At 48.1% G+C, this 15736-nt stretch carries 19 protein-coding genes and 1 other RNA gene; 14 read left to right on the top strand and 6 right to left on the bottom strand.

Going from position 1 to position 15736, the window contains the following annotated elements; translation table 11 throughout:
• Window positions 1-13 precede the first annotated feature (13 nt).
• From ssrA to KNO69_RS03470, 4 genes are all read left to right on the top strand, one after another.
• Window positions 14-369, top strand: a transfer-messenger RNA (tmRNA) gene (gene ssrA, locus KNO69_RS03455).
• Window positions 370-483: 114 nt separating this feature from the next.
• Window positions 484-627 (top strand): hypothetical protein, encoded by a 144-nt coding sequence (locus tag KNO69_RS03460; RefSeq protein WP_047795092.1) that lies wholly within the window; start codon window positions 484-486, stop codon window positions 625-627.
• A 175-nt stretch (window positions 628-802) separates the two neighbouring features.
• Window positions 803-1405, top strand: a complete 603-nt coding sequence (locus KNO69_RS03465; RefSeq protein ID WP_078147297.1) for a hypothetical protein — start codon at window positions 803-805, stop codon at window positions 1403-1405.
• Window positions 1406-1471: 66 nt separating this feature from the next.
• Window positions 1472-2431 carry an HNH endonuclease gene (locus KNO69_RS03470; protein ID WP_214816117.1) on the top strand — a complete coding sequence of 320 codons (960 nt, stop codon included), beginning with the start codon at window positions 1472-1474 and terminating at the stop codon, window positions 2429-2431.
• 110 nt (window positions 2432-2541) lie between these two features.
• Here the strand turns inward: KNO69_RS03470 and KNO69_RS03475 are convergent, their stop codons facing one another.
• Window positions 2542-2907 carry a hypothetical protein gene (locus KNO69_RS03475; RefSeq protein ID WP_214816119.1) on the bottom strand — a complete coding sequence of 122 codons (366 nt, stop codon included), beginning with the start codon at window positions 2905-2907 and terminating at the stop codon, window positions 2542-2544.
• A gap of 135 nt (window positions 2908-3042) precedes the next feature.
• Between KNO69_RS03475 and KNO69_RS03480 the strand changes: the two genes are divergently transcribed.
• The 4 genes from KNO69_RS03480 (at window position 3043) to KNO69_RS03495 (ending at window position 5228) form a co-directional block, all read left to right on the top strand.
• Window positions 3043-3474, top strand: coding sequence for a hypothetical protein (locus KNO69_RS03480; protein WP_214816123.1), 432 nt, complete (start codon window positions 3043-3045; stop codon window positions 3472-3474).
• A gap of 230 nt (window positions 3475-3704) precedes the next feature.
• Complete coding sequence (locus KNO69_RS03485; protein WP_214683882.1) at window positions 3705-4040, top strand: hypothetical protein; 336 nt, start codon at window positions 3705-3707, stop codon at window positions 4038-4040.
• Window positions 4041-4108: 68 nt separating this feature from the next.
• Window positions 4109-4555 (top strand): GNAT family N-acetyltransferase, encoded by a 447-nt coding sequence (locus tag KNO69_RS03490; RefSeq protein WP_214816126.1) that lies wholly within the window; start codon window positions 4109-4111, stop codon window positions 4553-4555.
• A gap of 25 nt (window positions 4556-4580) precedes the next feature.
• Window positions 4581-5228, top strand: a complete 648-nt coding sequence (locus KNO69_RS03495) for a hypothetical protein (protein ID WP_214816129.1) — start codon at window positions 4581-4583, stop codon at window positions 5226-5228.
• Window positions 5229-5265: 37 nt separating this feature from the next.
• On the opposite strand, the gene KNO69_RS03500 is transcribed toward KNO69_RS03495, so the two are convergent.
• Window positions 5266-5766 carry a hypothetical protein gene (locus KNO69_RS03500; RefSeq protein ID WP_214816131.1) on the bottom strand — a complete coding sequence of 167 codons (501 nt, stop codon included), beginning with the start codon at window positions 5764-5766 and terminating at the stop codon, window positions 5266-5268.
• A 175-nt stretch (window positions 5767-5941) separates the two neighbouring features.
• On the opposite strand from KNO69_RS03500, the gene KNO69_RS03505 reads away from it, so the two are divergent.
• A complete protein-coding gene (locus KNO69_RS03505) occupies window positions 5942-6148 on the top strand; it encodes a helix-turn-helix transcriptional regulator (protein WP_012726890.1) in 207 nt (68 codons plus the stop codon).
• Between the two features lie 2 nt (window positions 6149-6150).
• Window positions 6151-6450 carry a hypothetical protein gene (locus KNO69_RS03510; RefSeq protein WP_078147289.1) on the top strand — a complete coding sequence of 100 codons (300 nt, stop codon included), beginning with the start codon at window positions 6151-6153 and terminating at the stop codon, window positions 6448-6450.
• Window position 6451: 1 nt separating this feature from the next.
• Here KNO69_RS03510 and KNO69_RS03515 read toward each other — a convergent pair whose 3' ends face one another.
• Window positions 6452-6640, bottom strand: coding sequence for a hypothetical protein (locus KNO69_RS03515; protein WP_012726888.1), 189 nt, complete (start codon window positions 6638-6640; stop codon window positions 6452-6454).
• A 135-nt stretch (window positions 6641-6775) separates the two neighbouring features.
• Between KNO69_RS03515 and KNO69_RS03520 the strand changes: the two genes are divergently transcribed.
• The gene (locus KNO69_RS03520; RefSeq protein ID WP_214816134.1) at window positions 6776-8188 is read left to right on the top strand and encodes an NAD-dependent epimerase/dehydratase family protein; all 1413 of its coding nucleotides are present in this window, start codon (window positions 6776-6778) and stop codon (window positions 8186-8188) included.
• Window positions 8189-8216: 28 nt separating this feature from the next.
• On the opposite strand, the gene KNO69_RS03525 is transcribed toward KNO69_RS03520, so the two are convergent.
• Window positions 8217-8870 carry a hypothetical protein gene (locus tag KNO69_RS03525; RefSeq protein WP_214683887.1) on the bottom strand — a complete coding sequence of 218 codons (654 nt, stop codon included), beginning with the start codon at window positions 8868-8870 and terminating at the stop codon, window positions 8217-8219.
• A 194-nt stretch (window positions 8871-9064) separates the two neighbouring features.
• On the opposite strand from KNO69_RS03525, the gene KNO69_RS03530 reads away from it, so the two are divergent.
• Complete coding sequence (locus tag KNO69_RS03530) at window positions 9065-10621, top strand: SulP family inorganic anion transporter (protein ID WP_240499840.1); 1557 nt, start codon at window positions 9065-9067, stop codon at window positions 10619-10621.
• Here the strand turns inward: KNO69_RS03530 and KNO69_RS03535 are convergent.
• On the bottom strand, window positions 10618-10947 hold the full coding sequence (locus KNO69_RS03535; protein ID WP_078147286.1) for a YolD-like family protein: 330 nt from the start codon (window positions 10945-10947) through the stop codon (window positions 10618-10620). The two genes, KNO69_RS03530 and KNO69_RS03535, sit on opposite strands and share 4 nt — an antisense overlap.
• Complete coding sequence (locus tag KNO69_RS03540) at window positions 10944-12239, bottom strand: Y-family DNA polymerase (RefSeq protein WP_214816137.1); 1296 nt, start codon at window positions 12237-12239, stop codon at window positions 10944-10946. The genes KNO69_RS03535 and KNO69_RS03540 overlap by 4 nt, the downstream gene beginning before the upstream one ends.
• Window positions 12240-12492: 253 nt before the next feature.
• Here KNO69_RS03540 and secA2 point away from each other — a divergent pair, with 253 nt between their 5' ends.
• Entirely contained in the window at window positions 12493-14859 is a 2367-nt protein-coding gene (gene secA2 / locus KNO69_RS03545; RefSeq protein ID WP_214816140.1) for an accessory Sec system translocase SecA2, read from the top strand.
• Window positions 14859-15662: an SLAP domain-containing protein gene (locus KNO69_RS03550; RefSeq protein WP_047795105.1), complete on the top strand. Its 804-nt coding sequence runs from the start codon at window positions 14859-14861 to the stop codon at window positions 15660-15662. Before secA2 ends, KNO69_RS03550 begins: the two co-directional genes overlap by 1 nt.
• The last annotated feature ends 74 nt before the right edge of the window (window positions 15663-15736 follow it).

Below are 15736 nucleotides of genomic sequence, written 5' to 3' on the forward strand. Positions count from 1 at the left end.
CAATTACCACCCCGGGGACGTTATGGATTCGACGGGGGTAGGTCGGTCGTATGTGGCGTGTCGAGGGGTCGGCCTCGTTAAAACGCAAACGCCTATAACTGGCAAAACTAACACACAACTCGCAGCAGCCTAAGTGCCCTGCGGATCCTGACATCCATCGCTTGTGTGGATGACTTTCAGGGTCTCAAACTAAGCAAGCTACGCTTCAACCTCGCCGTCTGAGGGCGCGAAGAAGAGATGAAACAGACTGGATGCGACAACGCCTGTTTATCGGCAGTGTCACATCGAGATTCAATAGATAAACTACACACGTAGAAGCATACGTTACGATGCCTTCGGACGCGGGTTCGACTCCCGCCGTCTCCATTTTGAAGCAGTCTGTAACGACTGTGATCAATGATTTTCATGAAGACCTTCTAATTTCATTGAGATTAGAGGGTCTTTGCTTTTGATTGAAGCCATGAAGAAAGGAAGGTGAAACACATGGGAAAATATCAATTAGATAAGAGAAGCAAAGTAGCTGCGGCGAAGTACCAAGACGGCAAAAAGCCGACTGTCTCGAACAAGAAAGAACGATTGAACCAGCTTCGTGAAGCATATTTGCAGAAACAACAAGAGAAGAAGTGATCTGGTGAAGGATTATTGAGTACCTGCTCATTAATCCTTTTCTTTTGGGGAGCGGACACCGGTTATTAGGTTTTTGATGGGAATCAAGGGATTGATCATCTTTTTGTTGAATAGAAACTATGAGTTGTTTTTTGAAAATCGTCAAGTAATTATACATACCAAAGGAGGAGTTCACATGTCTAAAAAATCGACGGAATTGATTGTGAATGGCGTCAAAAAATATGGTCCGACAGTAGGCAAACTTGCATTAAAACATAACAAAGAAATCATGGGGGCTTTAGGATCAATCAATTTAAAGAAACGACCGAAGAACCCTGATGACTCGGAGCAAAGCCCTAAAAAAGTCAAGAACAAGCATCCGCGAAAGCAACGGTATCAGTACTATTTAACCGAAGTGACACCTACGCTAGACACTCGAAATCGAGATGAGTTGTTCCAATATAGATTAGAAGTGGAGCAATGCATTCAACAAATCAAAATGGAACAAGCACAAGACATCGTCATCAAAAAACAAATTCATGAGGGGCGAATCAAAGAGTGGGAATCCATTCTCTCTCTCATCGTGAGTCAAATGACCATCAAGGACTATATGGAATTTTTAAGACTCTTTAACAATCCAGAGTATCAAAGTGATTATTTCGCGGGCTTTGAAGGGGATGTGGAGAAGTTCAAAAAATTGAATACGGTCGAACAGTATGATGCGCTCGTTCAGTATGTTCATGAAAAGACAATGATTGATATCGAACAAATCAAAAGAGAGTTTTCTGCTCCTGTTTGATGTGTGAGATCCACTTCTTTTCTGCATTCGTTATAATCAATAGTGTAATGGATGGAGGTGGAGTCGTTGGGATGGGATTTAAGTGTCGCTGAGGCGAAAGATGTGTATTTAACTGAATCGGACTTATGGCGCTTTACACAACAATTTCTGATGAACGCCTCTCATACAACGACGTACAAACACGTATTGATGAAGGCGTTACTTGAATGTACGACAGAATTGAATGAATCAGGTGTTGTGTCATTTCATCAAATTGCCAAGCATGTGACGAAAATCTATTGGAATCTCATCGTCAAGCATGGGCTGACCCAGATGAATCAACTAGGGAAGCAGAGCGCTGTTGAAAAAGCGATGGTCTCCTTTCAGAAAGAACACAACATTCCGTCAGATTGGAACTTTGACCGTTTACCAGAGCATCAACAAAATCAATTGATTCGGAACGTGAATCAGTTTTATAAAAAATACGTATACGGTTCTTTCTATCGCTCTTTTAACGAAACGATTTACTCTTTCAATCGAAAAGAAGAATGGATTCAACTCGTTCCAGCGTATGTCGTTTTCTTTGAAAAATATAAGCGTATTCTCATGAACGTGACAAACTATCAGTTAGCCATCTTTTTAGAAAAATACAATTCCCAAGATGCGATGGAACGAATCTTGAGCAAGCTGGAGTTTGTGTCTGCCCGTCAGTCGCTTGAGGAGTTTAAACAAATTTTATTAAGTCACGGGCACTCAATGTGCTTCTATTGCCTAAAGCCTGTGAGACAAGTTCACGTGGATCATTTCATTCCGTGGTCTTATATGCAAAATGATGTCTTATGGAATTTTGTGCTGTCATGCCCGACATGTAATACGAGTAAAAAAAATCGATTAGCGAATATCGATTATCTCTACAATTTGGTAGAACGAAATCATGAACTGCGTACGGCAGAATACATGTCTACATACAAAGAATCGAAACTCATTCATTTGTATCACTATGCCGTTCAAAATGGCTATGAAAACAATTGGGCTCCGAAGGCATGAAAAGAGTCGAACCTAATTAAACAGGTTCGACTTTTGTTTTAGTATTCACTATAGTTGAACAGCATAGACATCAGCACATCACTTTTAACTTTCACTTGAATATTTGTATGTTAGTTTCTAATACTCAGTTCTTTAGTTCTTAAAATTGTTATGATACTCATCGAGCTAATCCCGACCCCAAGCAATGCTATAATCGCTGTAAACATACCGTTTGGAATCATAAAACCAATAGGCAACATTCCTAAAAAAGATATAGCGATTACTCCCTGGTATGCAATGTTTAGATATGAAATAATTGGATTTGAAAAGAACGACATGATGAGTGGTGGAATAAATAATACGACAACAATTCCTAGCGACATAAATAATGTCATTTGTATCTCCGGTGTCATTTCACCCAATCGATTGATTTGTAAAGTAATAATAAATAGAGCTAACCCCATCATCAATAGTACCCATAAGATTTTTTGGATCATTTAAAGTCCCCTTTCGATTTTTAATTTTAACATTTAAACCCATTATATCCAAAATTAATCTTTATAAGTGCACAAATGCTTCATTACCATAATCCATGGAGAAAAAGAAATAAGTAATGCGTAGGTGAATAAACAGTGTCAAATAATTTAGAAACTTTAATTGTGTCAGGCCGGTTTAAAGAAGTAAAAGACATCTATCAAACTACTGATTTTAAAACATTTAAAAATGATTTATTAACTTTGGCGTATGATAATGAAAATCTGTCGAATTACTCCGTACTCGTCTATCTGTTATTGGACACAGAGGACGATAAATTACATGACTTAGCTTTTCAAGTCCTATCACAGCCCCTTTGCCACATTGAAGGGGCTTATACCTCTTCCTTATACCATGCTCAAAGAGCCGTGGATTTGACTGATGCTGCAGATGTGAAGCGCTTAGAGAACCTGTTATTTCTGAACATCGTCCCAGAAAAGATTGTAAGTGATGAACAAGCAAAGTCCATCGCGGAAAAAATTCTTGTTCTAGATCCAACAAATGAAGTTGCTAAAGACACTTTATATTAAACCTAGAAAATCATTTGTTCGCGTAGACCAATGGTTTTCTTTAGTTCGTGTCACTGAATAAGGGAATAACCAACTAGTCTCATCTAATCCACTTAAGCCATCAATTGTATGAAAGATAATCTGCACACCATTTTCATCTCTACATTTCTCGACTGAATAAATCAAAAGGATATCTTCCTAATTTTGAATAAGTATGCAGAATCTAACCTTAAACCTGGGGGGGCGAATGAATGAAAAGGATTTGTGATTGTGAAAATTTGAAAAGAATTACGATAGAGGCGGATGTGGGGGCGGACCCGACATGGTGTGCGACCTGTCGATACAATATAGAATTGAATGAGTTTACGATTTCTGACCAATTGAAGCGTGATTTCTATGAATGGGTTAGTCGATTCGGAGAATGGATTGACTGGGACACGGATGCACTTGCTAAAGGATGGGAAATCAAGGTGGAGCAACATAATCGTGAAGGAGACTTACTTTCGGAGCGTTTGCAAGTAGCGCTTGGTGAAGCATATGAAATTGAATTCACGCCTATAACATACGATAATTTTACAAAATCCTGAACTTCACTAGAAACGGTGATTCCAAAAATTGTATGTTACACTAAGGGAAAACGTTTAGGGGTAAACAGATGACCATTCATTTTGCCAGGATGACGGGACCAGAAATCGCGAATTATGTGACTTGGTTGATTGACGATTATGCAAAAGATGTCGCGCGCAACTATCAACTTCCGATGGTGTTGGCACAAGAGGAATCGACTCAATTGATTCGGGACCTCTTCCCAGACAATCAACCCGGGGAAGGGCAGACGATTGTTCATGTGATGAACGGAGATGTTCGTGTCGGAATTTTGTGGTATGCGTTTCAAGCTGAATCGAAACGCATCTTCATTTATCACATTTTGATTGAAGAGACGTACCGTGGGCAAGGGTATGCGACAGCGGTGTTTGAGAAACTTGAAAAAGTGGTCTCAGAAGAACTTGGCGCAACATCCATTGGACTAAGTGTATTCGGTACGAATCCAGACGCACAGCGATTATATAAACGACTCGGATTCCAAGAAGCGTCCATATGAACAAACAGTTATGAGAGGAGTCGATATGAAACGTTACTTGAAGTGGCTTTTGGTCGGATTTGGTGTGATTGTGATTGGGGTGGCGGGGTTGGTATTTGCCTTTTATCGGTCGATGCAACCAGATCCCGATGAGGAAGCAAAAGTGATGAAGATGGCTGAATCATATGTACTCGAGCGATTCAAAGATGCTGAAGTGACAGAGGACGTATTATTCGACAACATGGGAAACTTTCCGTTTGAGTATGCGGCGATTGCGGTGGATTCGGTGACGGGAACGGAATTTTATGTTTACGAGAATGAATCGACCGGAGAAATCGTTGATACGTTTCTCTCATCCAAATGGGAAGATGCGGTCACAGAGGTGATTGAAGATTCGATTGATACGGCGTTTGGTGCAGACGTCACCTATGTCGTCCTATATGACGAAGAAAGTATCCGACAACTCGATGTCTCCTCGGCAAATCCAATCGCCTATCAGACAGCCGACGTTTCGCCGACAATCTTATTGACGCTTCATCGGGAGCCGGAAGCCGATGACGAAGAACGCGTTCGAACGTGGATGTCTGCGTTACAAGAGAACGACATCCTGAAGCGAGCCGAGATTCGTGCCGACTATACCGCTAAAAACGGAGAACTTCTTGATGATGGTACTGGTTTAGATTTATCGTTTTAACAGTAATCCCACTTTCCAATCGGAAAGTGGGATTTGTTCAGTCAAACACTCGACTGATCCAGCGTTTGAAAAAGGGTTGGCCTGATTGTGTCACGCTATGATTGTCGAGCTCTACCTCTTCGATCGCCTCATTCGGAGACCTCAATTGAATCGTCATCTCGTCACCAAGCCCGGTCGTGACCCCGCTCTCAAATTGAAGATTTCTTGTCACATACGCGTTTGCGTATAGAAGTCCACCTTTTTCATCCACTTGTACCTCCTGAATCGTATAGTGGAATTGCTCGACCCAATCCCGCTGACCGAGGAGGAGCCGGACGACGTCATCTTCGTGTGACAGTTTCGTTCGCTCGATATTCTCAAGAGGAGTATGCGCTTCAATCGCCTCTCGCTGCGCTTCTAAGATATCTTTGAAGTGATGTGTCGCAACTTCCGTCGTCCATGCAGCGGAACCTGTCTTCGACTCGGTCGCATAATGGAAAAGAGCAAATCCAATCAAGGCGAATAACGCCACAACACCTACTCGTTTGAACTGTTTCATTGTCGAGCTCCTTCCTTATAAAAGTCACATTGTAATGTAGTGTCATTTCAGACGATTCAACTTGAGATAATAGCCACATACTAAAGGGTATATTTGGTTAATCATTTTTATGTAATATATTCTTAACATTTAGTAAAAAATAGTTTACACTGAACTTGAATACAATGAGGAGGCGATGGTGACGTTAAAAAATCAAATATTCCTCAGTCGTGCAAAGAAAGGCTGGACCCAGCAACAATTGGCTGATTCAGTCGGAGTAAGTCGTCAAACGATTATTGCACTTGAGAAAAACAAGTATAACCCGTCGCTCATCCTTGCGTTCAAAATTGCGGCGGTACTCGATGAAGAACTACCCGCATTATTTACATATGAGGAGGAGTGAAGATGGATCAAGTATTGCTGTATGGAATTCTTGTCTTGATTGTTGGTGTAATTGTCTCAGAACTTTATAAGGCGAACTTTGAACGAAAAATCGAATCACAAGACGAACGAGGGCGACAGATCGCCTTAAAAGTCAAATCGATTTCTTATTCGATGTTGTCAATCGGTGTCTATGTTGGTGTCGCCCTCGTCGCAATTTTTCAAGTTTTCGATCAGTATTATTTCATCTACTTTGTCATGCTTGTCTTTTTCATACAAAGCATCGGATCGTCAATTTATCTTGCTGTGATTCGCAGGACATGACTTATCGACCGGTGATTTGATCCAACCAATTCGCGACCAAGTCCGCGCTGCCATCTTGGAACATAAATATGGATACCCCGACCATCACAAGCCCGACTAAAATCAATCCACCTTGTTTCGCGCTACTTGCAATCCCTCGCACGATGAGGATAATTCCCAACCCAAGCAAAAGAAAGTACCAAAATCCCATGAATATCCCTCCTTTTTCTAATTATTCTCATTTTAGTATGAATCGGTCGAGCAGGCTCTACATACTTAGACTGATTTATCTTTTAAAAAAGAAGGGTACATTACCTCTATGCGAATAATTAGGGGAGTGACCATTATGCGGAAAACGATTGTCATTGCGGGGGCGAGCGGCTATATCGGCTCGAACGTGATGGAGCAGCTAAAAGAAGAGTACGACATCATCGCGTTATCGCGATCAACGAAAAATAAAGAAGATGAGGCCCATATCACATGGCGTGCCTGTGACTTATTTTCATATGAGGCAACCAAAGAAGCATGCGAGGGCGCGGATTACGCGATGTTCCTCGTGCACTCGATGATTCCGGACGGCGGCTTGACGCAAGCGACGTTCGAGGACATGGATGCGCTCATTGCGGACAACTTCGCCCGGGCGACGAAGGCGAACGACATCGAACAGATTGTCTATTTGAGCGGAATCATCCCGAAGCAAGAGAAGACGTTGTCGCGTCATTTGAAGAGTCGACTTGAGGTCGAACGCATTCTCGGCGGACAGGGAGTACCGGTAACGACGATTCGAGCTGGACTGATCATCGGTCCGGAAGGTTCGTCGTTCCCGATTTTAGCGAAGCTCGTCAAACGGTTGCCGACGATGATCTTGCCACGCTGGACGAAGACGGAGACACATCCGATCGACATCCGTGAAGCCGTTCAGGCGCTCATCTCGGTCGTCGGTGCCGAGTCGCTTTATGACCGTCATATCGACATCGGGGGTCCCGAGGTGATGACGTATCGGAAGATGATCGAACAGACAGCCGAAGTCATGGACAAGCGTCGCGTCTTGATCGACTTCCCGTTCCCGACAATCAAACTGTCGCGCCTGTGGGTCATGGCGGTCACGGGTGAACCGAAGGCGACCGTCTATCCGCTCGTCGAGAGCATGGGGCACGCGATGGTGGCAGAAGATACGGTCGAAGGTATCGGACAGGGTGAGATTCCATTCAAACAGGCGGTCGAACATGCGCTTGAGGAAGAAGAGAAGCAATCCTCGGGCGGTAAGAAGAAAAAGCAACCGAAATCGTATACGGTCCGTTCGATTCAGCGGTTCGGTCTGCCGGAAGAAAAGTCGGCGCTTTGGATGGCGGACACGTACTTCGAGTGGCTCGGTCGTTTTATGTATCCGCTCATTCAGACGACGAAAGAAGACGATGATTGGGAGATCGCGCTGCTCGATCCGTCGTTCGTCGCGCTTCATCTATCGCTTGAACAAGAAGCGACGGACGATATGGCATCCTTTGCGATTGACGGGGGCAAGTTCGTCAAATTGAGTGCAGAGGATCAGACGGGACGTCTCGAGTTTAGACGCTTACCGAAGTCGGATGAAGGACTCGTCGCCATCCATGAGTTCGTACCGGCACTCCCGTGGTGGTTCTATACGAAGACACAGGCGAAAGCCCATCTCGTCGTCATGTGGTTATTCGGTCGTCATGTGAAGTTGCTGGCAAAAGACGCAGAAGACGGCGATCAAGTCGTAGAGACTCCGACGAATTGAAGGGAGACGCATCGAAAGGTGCGTCTTTTTACTTTACTTTGATGATGTTAGAAGCTACCGTCGGAATGTCATCTCCATTTTGAACGATGAGATATACGTGTTTTGCTTTGAATGGAGTGTCGTACATGAACTTTGCTAAGTCCAAGAGAGAGGTATCAAACTCATTGTGAAAGATGACGGAAAATTCAAAAGTAGAAACTTCAAATAATAGAGATGCATGGGTATAATCCTTTTGAGATTTTTTCAGCATGTTCTTTTTTGTTTCTTCAATGTACGTGGCAGCCTGTTCCTTTAGCTGTTCATAACCTTTTAATCTTGAGATCCACATCCCTTGTTCATTTAAAGCTTGTGCAATTTCCACATCCCGTGGTCCGTTTATGTAAGAACTCACTTCGAACTTTTCTTCGGTCCCATTTGGATGCAGTATGACAAAGTCATAATTTTGATTCCCGATGATGATTTTCGCTTTAGCGTCTTTTGGGAAATAAGGCGAGAGGGAAAATACATAAGCGGGTACAAACTCCTCTTGAAACTCTTTGAATTCTCCTTTGCGTAACCTCGAAATCTTTAAAGCCATGCGGTCGTCCTTCAGTGCTTGAATCACCTCTTCAAAGTAATTTTTCATTTCAGTCGGTGTACGATATTCAGATAAATCTTTTAATATGGCAAACTGTTTTTCCATAGATTATATCTCCTTTGTTACGGAAGGTAATATCAGTTCAATGATTCTAACTTTTATCAGTGTGTGTCTAATGCCTATTGTACCATCTCGTTCTTTGTACATTCTGTTAACGTTTTTCTCAATCCGTTTACAAGCCCTCTTTCCAGGCGTACACTAAACTCGCTTTTGAACTGATTGGAAAGAAGGAATGTATGATGCAAGACTCACTCTCCACGCGTGAGATGTGGCAAAAGGACATCTCGGCCGGGATCACGGTCGGTGTCGTCGCCATCCCGCTCGCCATGGCATTCGCCATCGCCTCAGGCGTCCCGCCGGTGTATGGGCTCTACACGTCCATCTTCGCAGGAATCCTCGTCAGCCTGTTCGGAGGTTCGACGTTCCAGATTGCCGGACCGACGGGAGCGTTCATCCCGATCGTCTCGGGTGTCGTCCTCGCATACGGATATAAGGGATTGCTCGTCACGACCGTTCTCGCCGGAATGTTGCTGCTCCTCATGAGCGTGCTCCGGGTCGGACGGCTCATCCGGTTTATGCCCCGGGCCGTCACGATCGGTTTCACGGCCGGGATTGCCGTCGTCATCTTCGTCGACCAGCTCGATGAGTTGTTAGGGGTCACGTTTGAGAAGGCGCCACATTTTCACGAGAACTTGCTTCGCCTCGGTCAGGCGTTGCCCGAAGCGAGTCCTTGGCCGATCGTCATTGCCGGAATCGGCTTTTTGACGCTTTGGCTCGTCCCGAAGCTGCCGTTCCGTTTACCGCTTTTACTCATGGCGATGCTCGTCCCGACGTTCGTCAGTGTCCTCATCCCGGGTGAGGTCGCGACCATCGGAAGTGCCTACGGCGGCATCCCGAGCGGACTGCCGGAATTCAACTGGCTTGCGATCGACCTCGACCTGATCACAACACTCCTCCCGTCCGCGTTCGCCATCGCCTTCCTTGGCGCACTCGAGTCACTTCTTTCGGGAACGGTCGCCGACGGGATGGGGGGGACGAAGATGAAACCGGACAAGGAACTGTTCGGGCAAGGGCTCGCGAACGTGATCACACCGTTCTTCGGTGGGATCCCGTCGACAGGTGCCATCGCCCGGACGGCGACGAACATTCAGGCGGGAGCGGTCAGTCGACGTGCCGGGGTCATCCATGGGATCACGGTGCTCGTTGCGGTTCTCGTCCTCGCGCCGTTCGCGAGTTACGTACCACTCGCTGCACTCGCTCCGATCTTGATGCGGGTCGCCTGGAACATGTCCGAACGCCATCACGTGATGACGATGTTGCGTCATCGTTCATCCGAATCGCTCGTCCTTCTCGTCACGTTACTATTGACGGTATTCGTCGACTTGGTCGTCGCCGTCGAGGTCGGCGTCATCTGTGCGCTCGCGCTCTTCGCGAAACGAATGGCCGATACGATCGATGTGCGCGAACGGACAGAACGGTACGTCACGCGAGACGGCCAAATCGTCTTCAGTGTCGAAGGCCCGCTCTTCTTCGGTGCGGTCGAGTTGTTCGAGCACGTCCTCCATCACATCCATCGGGAACCGAACGTGTTCATCTTCAACTTTCATCGTTGCCCCGTCATCGACGTGACCGCGGTCGAAGAGTTGCGGCGTGTCATCACCGAACTGAAAGCGGCCGACCGGCACGTCATCTTCGCGCACCTGTCGCCATCGGTCCGCGCGACGCTTGCTCACTATGGGCTACTCGACGGGATCGAGACGTTCGAGACGACCCAAGAAGCGATCGAGGCGTCTTAACGAACGGACAAGATGTCGCCGAACGGGACGCGGCGCACCTCGCCATCGAACAGCTCGACCTCGCGCTCGGCATAATAGATGGCGTGGACGTAGCCGCGCATGCTTGTCGTCAAGCCGTCTACGAACAAGGTCACCTCGACTTGGTCGCCTTCACGGATGGCCCGTTCGAGCTCGGTCTGCCAAAGATAGAGGAGCTGTTCGTCCAAGTCGGGCAGTTCAATCTTTTGGATTTGGGCATAATAACGTTTCAGTAGGGCGACGTGCTCGGGCATGAGAAATGGGATCCATTTCAACTCACCCCGGTCACGATAGCGGGTCTTGCTCATGAGGAATCGCCTCCTTGTTTATGTCCGCCGATTAGACGTTGGCGCGTCCGGAGCGGACTGTCTTTTAGTAGGCTCGACGCCGGTCGGATCGTGCCGCGACCGAACCGGACGTTCAGGCCGTCAATCAAATCGAGGAAGTCGAGCCGTTTCGCCTTCGCCCATTCGTCTTCGAAGAACGATAACTGGACGTGATCGCTCCGTGGCTCGAGCTTGCCGAGAGCGACCGAGACGTAACGGACGGCCTCCGTCTCTTCCCAGCCGTCTAAAAATAGTTGCAATAAGATCGGGAGAAACTCTTGCTCATCCGCTGTGAAGCGGGGGAGCTTCTTTTGTTTACTGAAGCCAGCCCGGTCGCTCGTCCGCGTATAGCGCACCCCGAGATGGATCGTCCCTCCGACGAGTCCCGCTTGCCTGGTTCGCATGCCGACTTCGACCGCGATCGCTTGTAAGACGAGCCGGATTGCGGAATACGTCGTGTAATCTTTCATGAGAGTGATACCGTGTCCGATCGACTTCGGTCGCGTCCGTTTCGCACCGAACAAAGAGCTCGCCGGCAGGATGGTCGGCGACTCGTCGATGCCCCAAGCATGATGCCAAAGTTCTGCACCGATGACACCGAACTTTTCATGAAGGGATTCGAGCGGATAACGGGCCAAATCCCCGATCGTCCAGATGCCGAGCCGCTGCAGGTGGACCGCCATTTTCGTGCCGACACCCCACATCTTCTCGATCGGCGCCGGATGGATGAGCCGTTCGACGTCTTGGAGAAGACACGTGGCGACCCCTTTCTTTTTCGCATGCAAATCGAGGACGAGCTTGGCGAGGACGTTGTTCGGTCCGATGCCGATGGTGACGGGAATGCCCGTATAGCGAAAAATCGTCGCACGCATGAGGTGGGCGACGTGCTCGTCACTTCCGAACAGTCGCTCCGTCCCGCTCATGTCGACGAGCGTCTCATCGATCGAATAGACGCGAATCGCCTCGGGCGGGGCGAACTGATGGAGGATGTGGATGATTTGGATGGAGACGTTCAAATAGTGACTCATCCGCGCCTCGGCATACAAAACGTCCCGTCGTTCGTGCCACGGGAGGCGGTCGATGTGGAAGCGGCGTGACCCGGTCTTGATGCCGAGCTGCTTCATCTTCGGGGTCGCAGCGAGGACGAGTGCCCCGCTGTCCTGCAGGTTCGAGAGGACGACGAGCTTCGTCTGATAAGGATTTTTGTTGCGCGCGGCACACTCGCAACTGGCATAGAACGAGACGCTGTCGATACAAAAGATTCGTCTGCGCATCGTCACCACTCCTTTTTTACGAACAAATGTTCTGTTTTTTTCATCGTAACACGGTCTCACGTCATCTCAAATAGTGAATTGAAAATATTTTTACAAATACTTTTTGAAAATTAACCAAAATTTATAGGTTTTCACGTGTCTAAAAACCAACTTTTAGGAAGTTTTCGTAAAAAAGTCTCCGAATTGGTTCGATTTTCGTTATAATAGACGAGTATGTAAGTGATGAATTGATAGAAAGATGGAGGCTATTAGTGTGATCCAATTTGTAAAACAGTTAACGAATGATCAAAGCCGGCGTTTGAAAGCGTACGAACGACGGGTCGCGCGTATTAATGAATTAGAGACAACGATGAAAGCCCTCTCGGATGACGAGATGCGTACATATACGGAGACGCTCAAAGCACGTCTCTTGGATGGAAAGAAAGTGGATGACATCGCGGAAGAAGGGTTCGCTCTCGTCCGCGAAGCGTCAGTCCGTGTGCTCGGCATGCGTCACTATGACGTCCAGCTCATCGGTGGGTTCGCCCTCCTCGAAGGGAACATCTCGGAGATGCCGACGGGGGAAGGGAAGACGCTCGTCGCCGCTTTGCCGAGTTACGTCAAGGCGCTCGAAGGAAAAGGCGTCCACGTCATCACGGTGAACGATTATTTGGCGAGACGTGATGCGGAGCAAATTGGGAAGATTCACGACTTCTTTGGGTTGACGGTCGGCTTGAACGTCCCGGACATCGAAGCGGACGAGAAGCGTTCTGCATATCAGGCGGATATCACGTATGGGGTCGGGACAGAGTTCGGATTCGACTACTTGCGTGACAACCTTGTCCATAAGCCGGAAGAACGGGTCCAACGTCCGTTCCATTTCGCCATCGTCGATGAAGTCGACAGCATCTTAATCGATGAGGCGAAGACGCCGCTCATCATCGCGCAGAAGGACCGGTCACATATCCGCTTGAAACAGTTGGCGCAACAGATCATTTCTGAGTTCGAGGAGACCGACTACGAGGTCGACCTCGAGTCGAAATCTGCGACGTTCACGGAAGAAGGAATCGTCAAGATTGAAGAGCTGTTCGCCATCGACAACCTGTTCAGCGCCTCACACCAGGTGCTCTATCACTATCTCGTCCAGGCACTCCGTGCGAACGTCTTGTTCGAACTTGACGTCGACTATATCGTGCGTGAAGACAAGATCGAACTCATCGACTTGTTCACGGGACGCATCATGGAAGGTCGGAGCTTGTCAGAAGGGTTGCATCAGGCGCTCGAGGCGAAAGAAGGCGTCACCATCACCGAAGAGAACAAGACGACGGCGGAGATTACGATTCAGCACTATTTCCGCATGTATCCGCTCGTTGGGGGGATGACGGGGACGGCCCAGACGTCGCGCCAAGAGTTCTTGAAGACGTACAACATGGACGTCGTCCAAGTGCCGACGAACCGCGAACGTCAACGTGTCGACCATCCGGACCGCATCTTCATGACGATCGAGCAAAAGTATGCGGCGGTCACTGAGAAAGTGGCAGAACTACATGCGACGGGACGTCCGGTCTTGATCGGGACGACCTCGATCGCACAATCGGAAGCCATCAGCAAGCATTTGAAGAAGAAGCGGATCGAGCATGACGTGTTGAACGCGAAGACGGTCGCTCAGGAAGCCGATATCATCGCGGACGCCGGTCAATTCGGCAAAGTGACGATTGCGACGAACATGGCCGGACGTGGAACGGACATCACGCTCGACGCAAAAGCGAAGGAAGCGGGCGGTCTCTTCGTCATCGGGACGGAGCGCCACGAGTCAAAACGTGTCGACAACCAGCTCCGCGGTCGTTCGGGGCGTCAAGGCGACCCGGGTGCGACCGAGTTCTTCGTCTCGCTCGAAGATGAGATCGTGAAACGTTATGCGGCGCAGAAACTAGAACGCGTGGAGAAGAAGTTGAAGCCGAGTGCGACAGGTGAGGTCTCAACGAAAGATGCGATCGAGATTATCGAATATGCGCAGACGACGATTGAAGGACTCGGCGTCTCGATTCGGGACTACTTGTTCAAACTCGATGACGTCTTGAACGAACAACGGAATATCATCTATACGATTCGTAACCAGGCCGTCAACGCCGATGCGGATGCCATCACGAAAAACGTCCTCGGCATGATGCGTCTCGCCCTCGAGAACAGCATCGATATGCATGTGTCGGATGAACTCGTGCCTGAGGAATGGCCAATCGATGAGTTGAAAGATGATTTACGCTACTTGACGATGCAGGAGCCGACATGGGCAAAAGACATCGCCGATACGCGTGAACTGAAGGATGCTTTAAACGACTGGATGGAGACGATCATCGCTGCGACGGCGTCGCGCCTCGAACAGGACGACATCGTCCTCTTCGCCAAAGAGTCGCTTCTCCGCGCCGTCGACATGAAGTGGACGGACCATTTGACGACGATGAGCGGATTGAAAGAAGGGATCGGGCTTCGCAGCTACGGTCAGGAAGACCCGAGCCGTCAGTTCGGAAAAGAAGGACTGGAAATCTTCGAACAGACGTATATCAATATCGCCCGGGATGTGACGACGGAACTATGCCAGCTCGACCGTTATTTCGCTGAGATGGCAGAGGAGGAAGTATAATGTTAGGATTTCGTAAACGTAAACAGATTGAGACAGGAAATAAAGAGGAAGGGCGCCAATTGACGCTCGTCATCGACGACGCGATGGGGATCCCGAAAGAGGACGAGTACGTCTTCCGTTATCATGCGAAACGACTTCCACCACTTCTCGATAATCAGCTCTCAATTGAGTTATTGAACGTCGAGTCGATCGGGCATGACTTGTCGATCGTGGCGTTGTTCCGCAACACGCTTCCGAGCTCGTTCGAGATCAACGAATTGCCGGTCCTCTTGCTAGACGCGAATAACGTCCCAATCGGACGGAAGGTCCTCGGACGTTCTGAACTGCCGAGCTTTGAGGCGTGGACGAGCAAGCCGGTTTATTTGGACTTCTTCTTGGATGAGATGTTCGGGGAAGTGGAGTCGTACGACTCGCTCCGACTCGTCTTCCAAATGAACCCGATTGACCCGCTTCAGCCCGTGTCACCGGGAGAAGAGACGAAGTTCTCGACACGTGCATGGCAACAGCTCATGCGGACGAACATCTCGACGCCGCCAGTCGGGGAGAACGAGTTCAACTTGATGCTCGTATCGGTGGAGAAGGAAGAGACGGACGTCACGGCGACGATTCTCCTTCGCAACGGCTACGACCGCCATTTGAACGTCGAGAAGCTCCCGCTTGAACTCGTGAGTGGGGAGGACGTGGTCGGCTTCACGATGATTCGTCTTGAAGAGCCGGTTCACGGGAAACATGCGTACCCGGTATCGGTCACATTTGAAGAAATTGAAGGCGATGGACCGTTCACTGTTCGTATCAAACAATAATAGGAGGATAGACCTAATTTTTGTAAAGGAAATTAGGTCTATTTTTATACAAAATTTTAATAGGAGGGAAAGAC

It is taken from the genome of Exiguobacterium sp. s131 (genome assembly GCF_018617345.1).
GTDB classification, from domain to species: Bacteria; Bacillota; Bacilli; order Exiguobacteriales; family Exiguobacteriaceae; genus Exiguobacterium; species Exiguobacterium profundum.

What these genes read in the sequence shown, in the direction of transcription:
- KNO69_RS03465 (WP_078147297.1), top strand. Translation starts at nt 803, where the DNA reads ATGTCTAAAAAATCGACGGAATTGATTGTGAATGGCGTCAAAAAATAT.
- KNO69_RS03460 (WP_047795092.1), top strand. Translation starts at nt 484, where the DNA reads ATGGGAAAATATCAATTAGATAAGAGAAGCAAAGTAGCTGCGGCGAAG.
- KNO69_RS03520 (WP_214816134.1), top strand. Translation starts at nt 6,776, where the DNA reads ATGCGGAAAACGATTGTCATTGCGGGGGCGAGCGGCTATATCGGCTCG.
- KNO69_RS03490 (WP_214816126.1), top strand. Translation starts at nt 4,109, where the DNA reads ATGACCATTCATTTTGCCAGGATGACGGGACCAGAAATCGCGAATTAT.
- KNO69_RS03510 (WP_078147289.1), top strand. Translation starts at nt 6,151, where the DNA reads ATGGATCAAGTATTGCTGTATGGAATTCTTGTCTTGATTGTTGGTGTA.
- KNO69_RS03485 (WP_214683882.1), top strand. Translation starts at nt 3,705, where the DNA reads ATGAAAAGGATTTGTGATTGTGAAAATTTGAAAAGAATTACGATAGAG.
- KNO69_RS03525 (WP_214683887.1), bottom strand. Translation starts at nt 8,870, where the DNA reads ATGGAAAAACAGTTTGCCATATTAAAAGATTTATCTGAATATCGTACA.
- KNO69_RS03515 (WP_012726888.1), bottom strand. Translation starts at nt 6,640, where the DNA reads ATGGGATTTTGGTACTTTCTTTTGCTTGGGTTGGGAATTATCCTCATC.
- KNO69_RS03475 (WP_214816119.1), bottom strand. Translation starts at nt 2,907, where the DNA reads ATGATCCAAAAAATCTTATGGGTACTATTGATGATGGGGTTAGCTCTA.
- KNO69_RS03495 (WP_214816129.1), top strand. Translation starts at nt 4,581, where the DNA reads ATGAAACGTTACTTGAAGTGGCTTTTGGTCGGATTTGGTGTGATTGTG.
- KNO69_RS03530 (WP_240499840.1), top strand. Translation starts at nt 9,065, where the DNA reads ATGCAAGACTCACTCTCCACGCGTGAGATGTGGCAAAAGGACATCTCG.
- KNO69_RS03535 (WP_078147286.1), bottom strand. Translation starts at nt 10,947, where the DNA reads ATGAGCAAGACCCGCTATCGTGACCGGGGTGAGTTGAAATGGATCCCA.
- KNO69_RS03550 (WP_047795105.1), top strand. Translation starts at nt 14,859, where the DNA reads ATGTTAGGATTTCGTAAACGTAAACAGATTGAGACAGGAAATAAAGAG.
- KNO69_RS03540 (WP_214816137.1), bottom strand. Translation starts at nt 12,239, where the DNA reads ATGCGCAGACGAATCTTTTGTATCGACAGCGTCTCGTTCTATGCCAGT.
- KNO69_RS03505 (WP_012726890.1), top strand. Translation starts at nt 5,942, where the DNA reads ATGGTGACGTTAAAAAATCAAATATTCCTCAGTCGTGCAAAGAAAGGC.
- KNO69_RS03500 (WP_214816131.1), bottom strand. Translation starts at nt 5,766, where the DNA reads ATGAAACAGTTCAAACGAGTAGGTGTTGTGGCGTTATTCGCCTTGATT.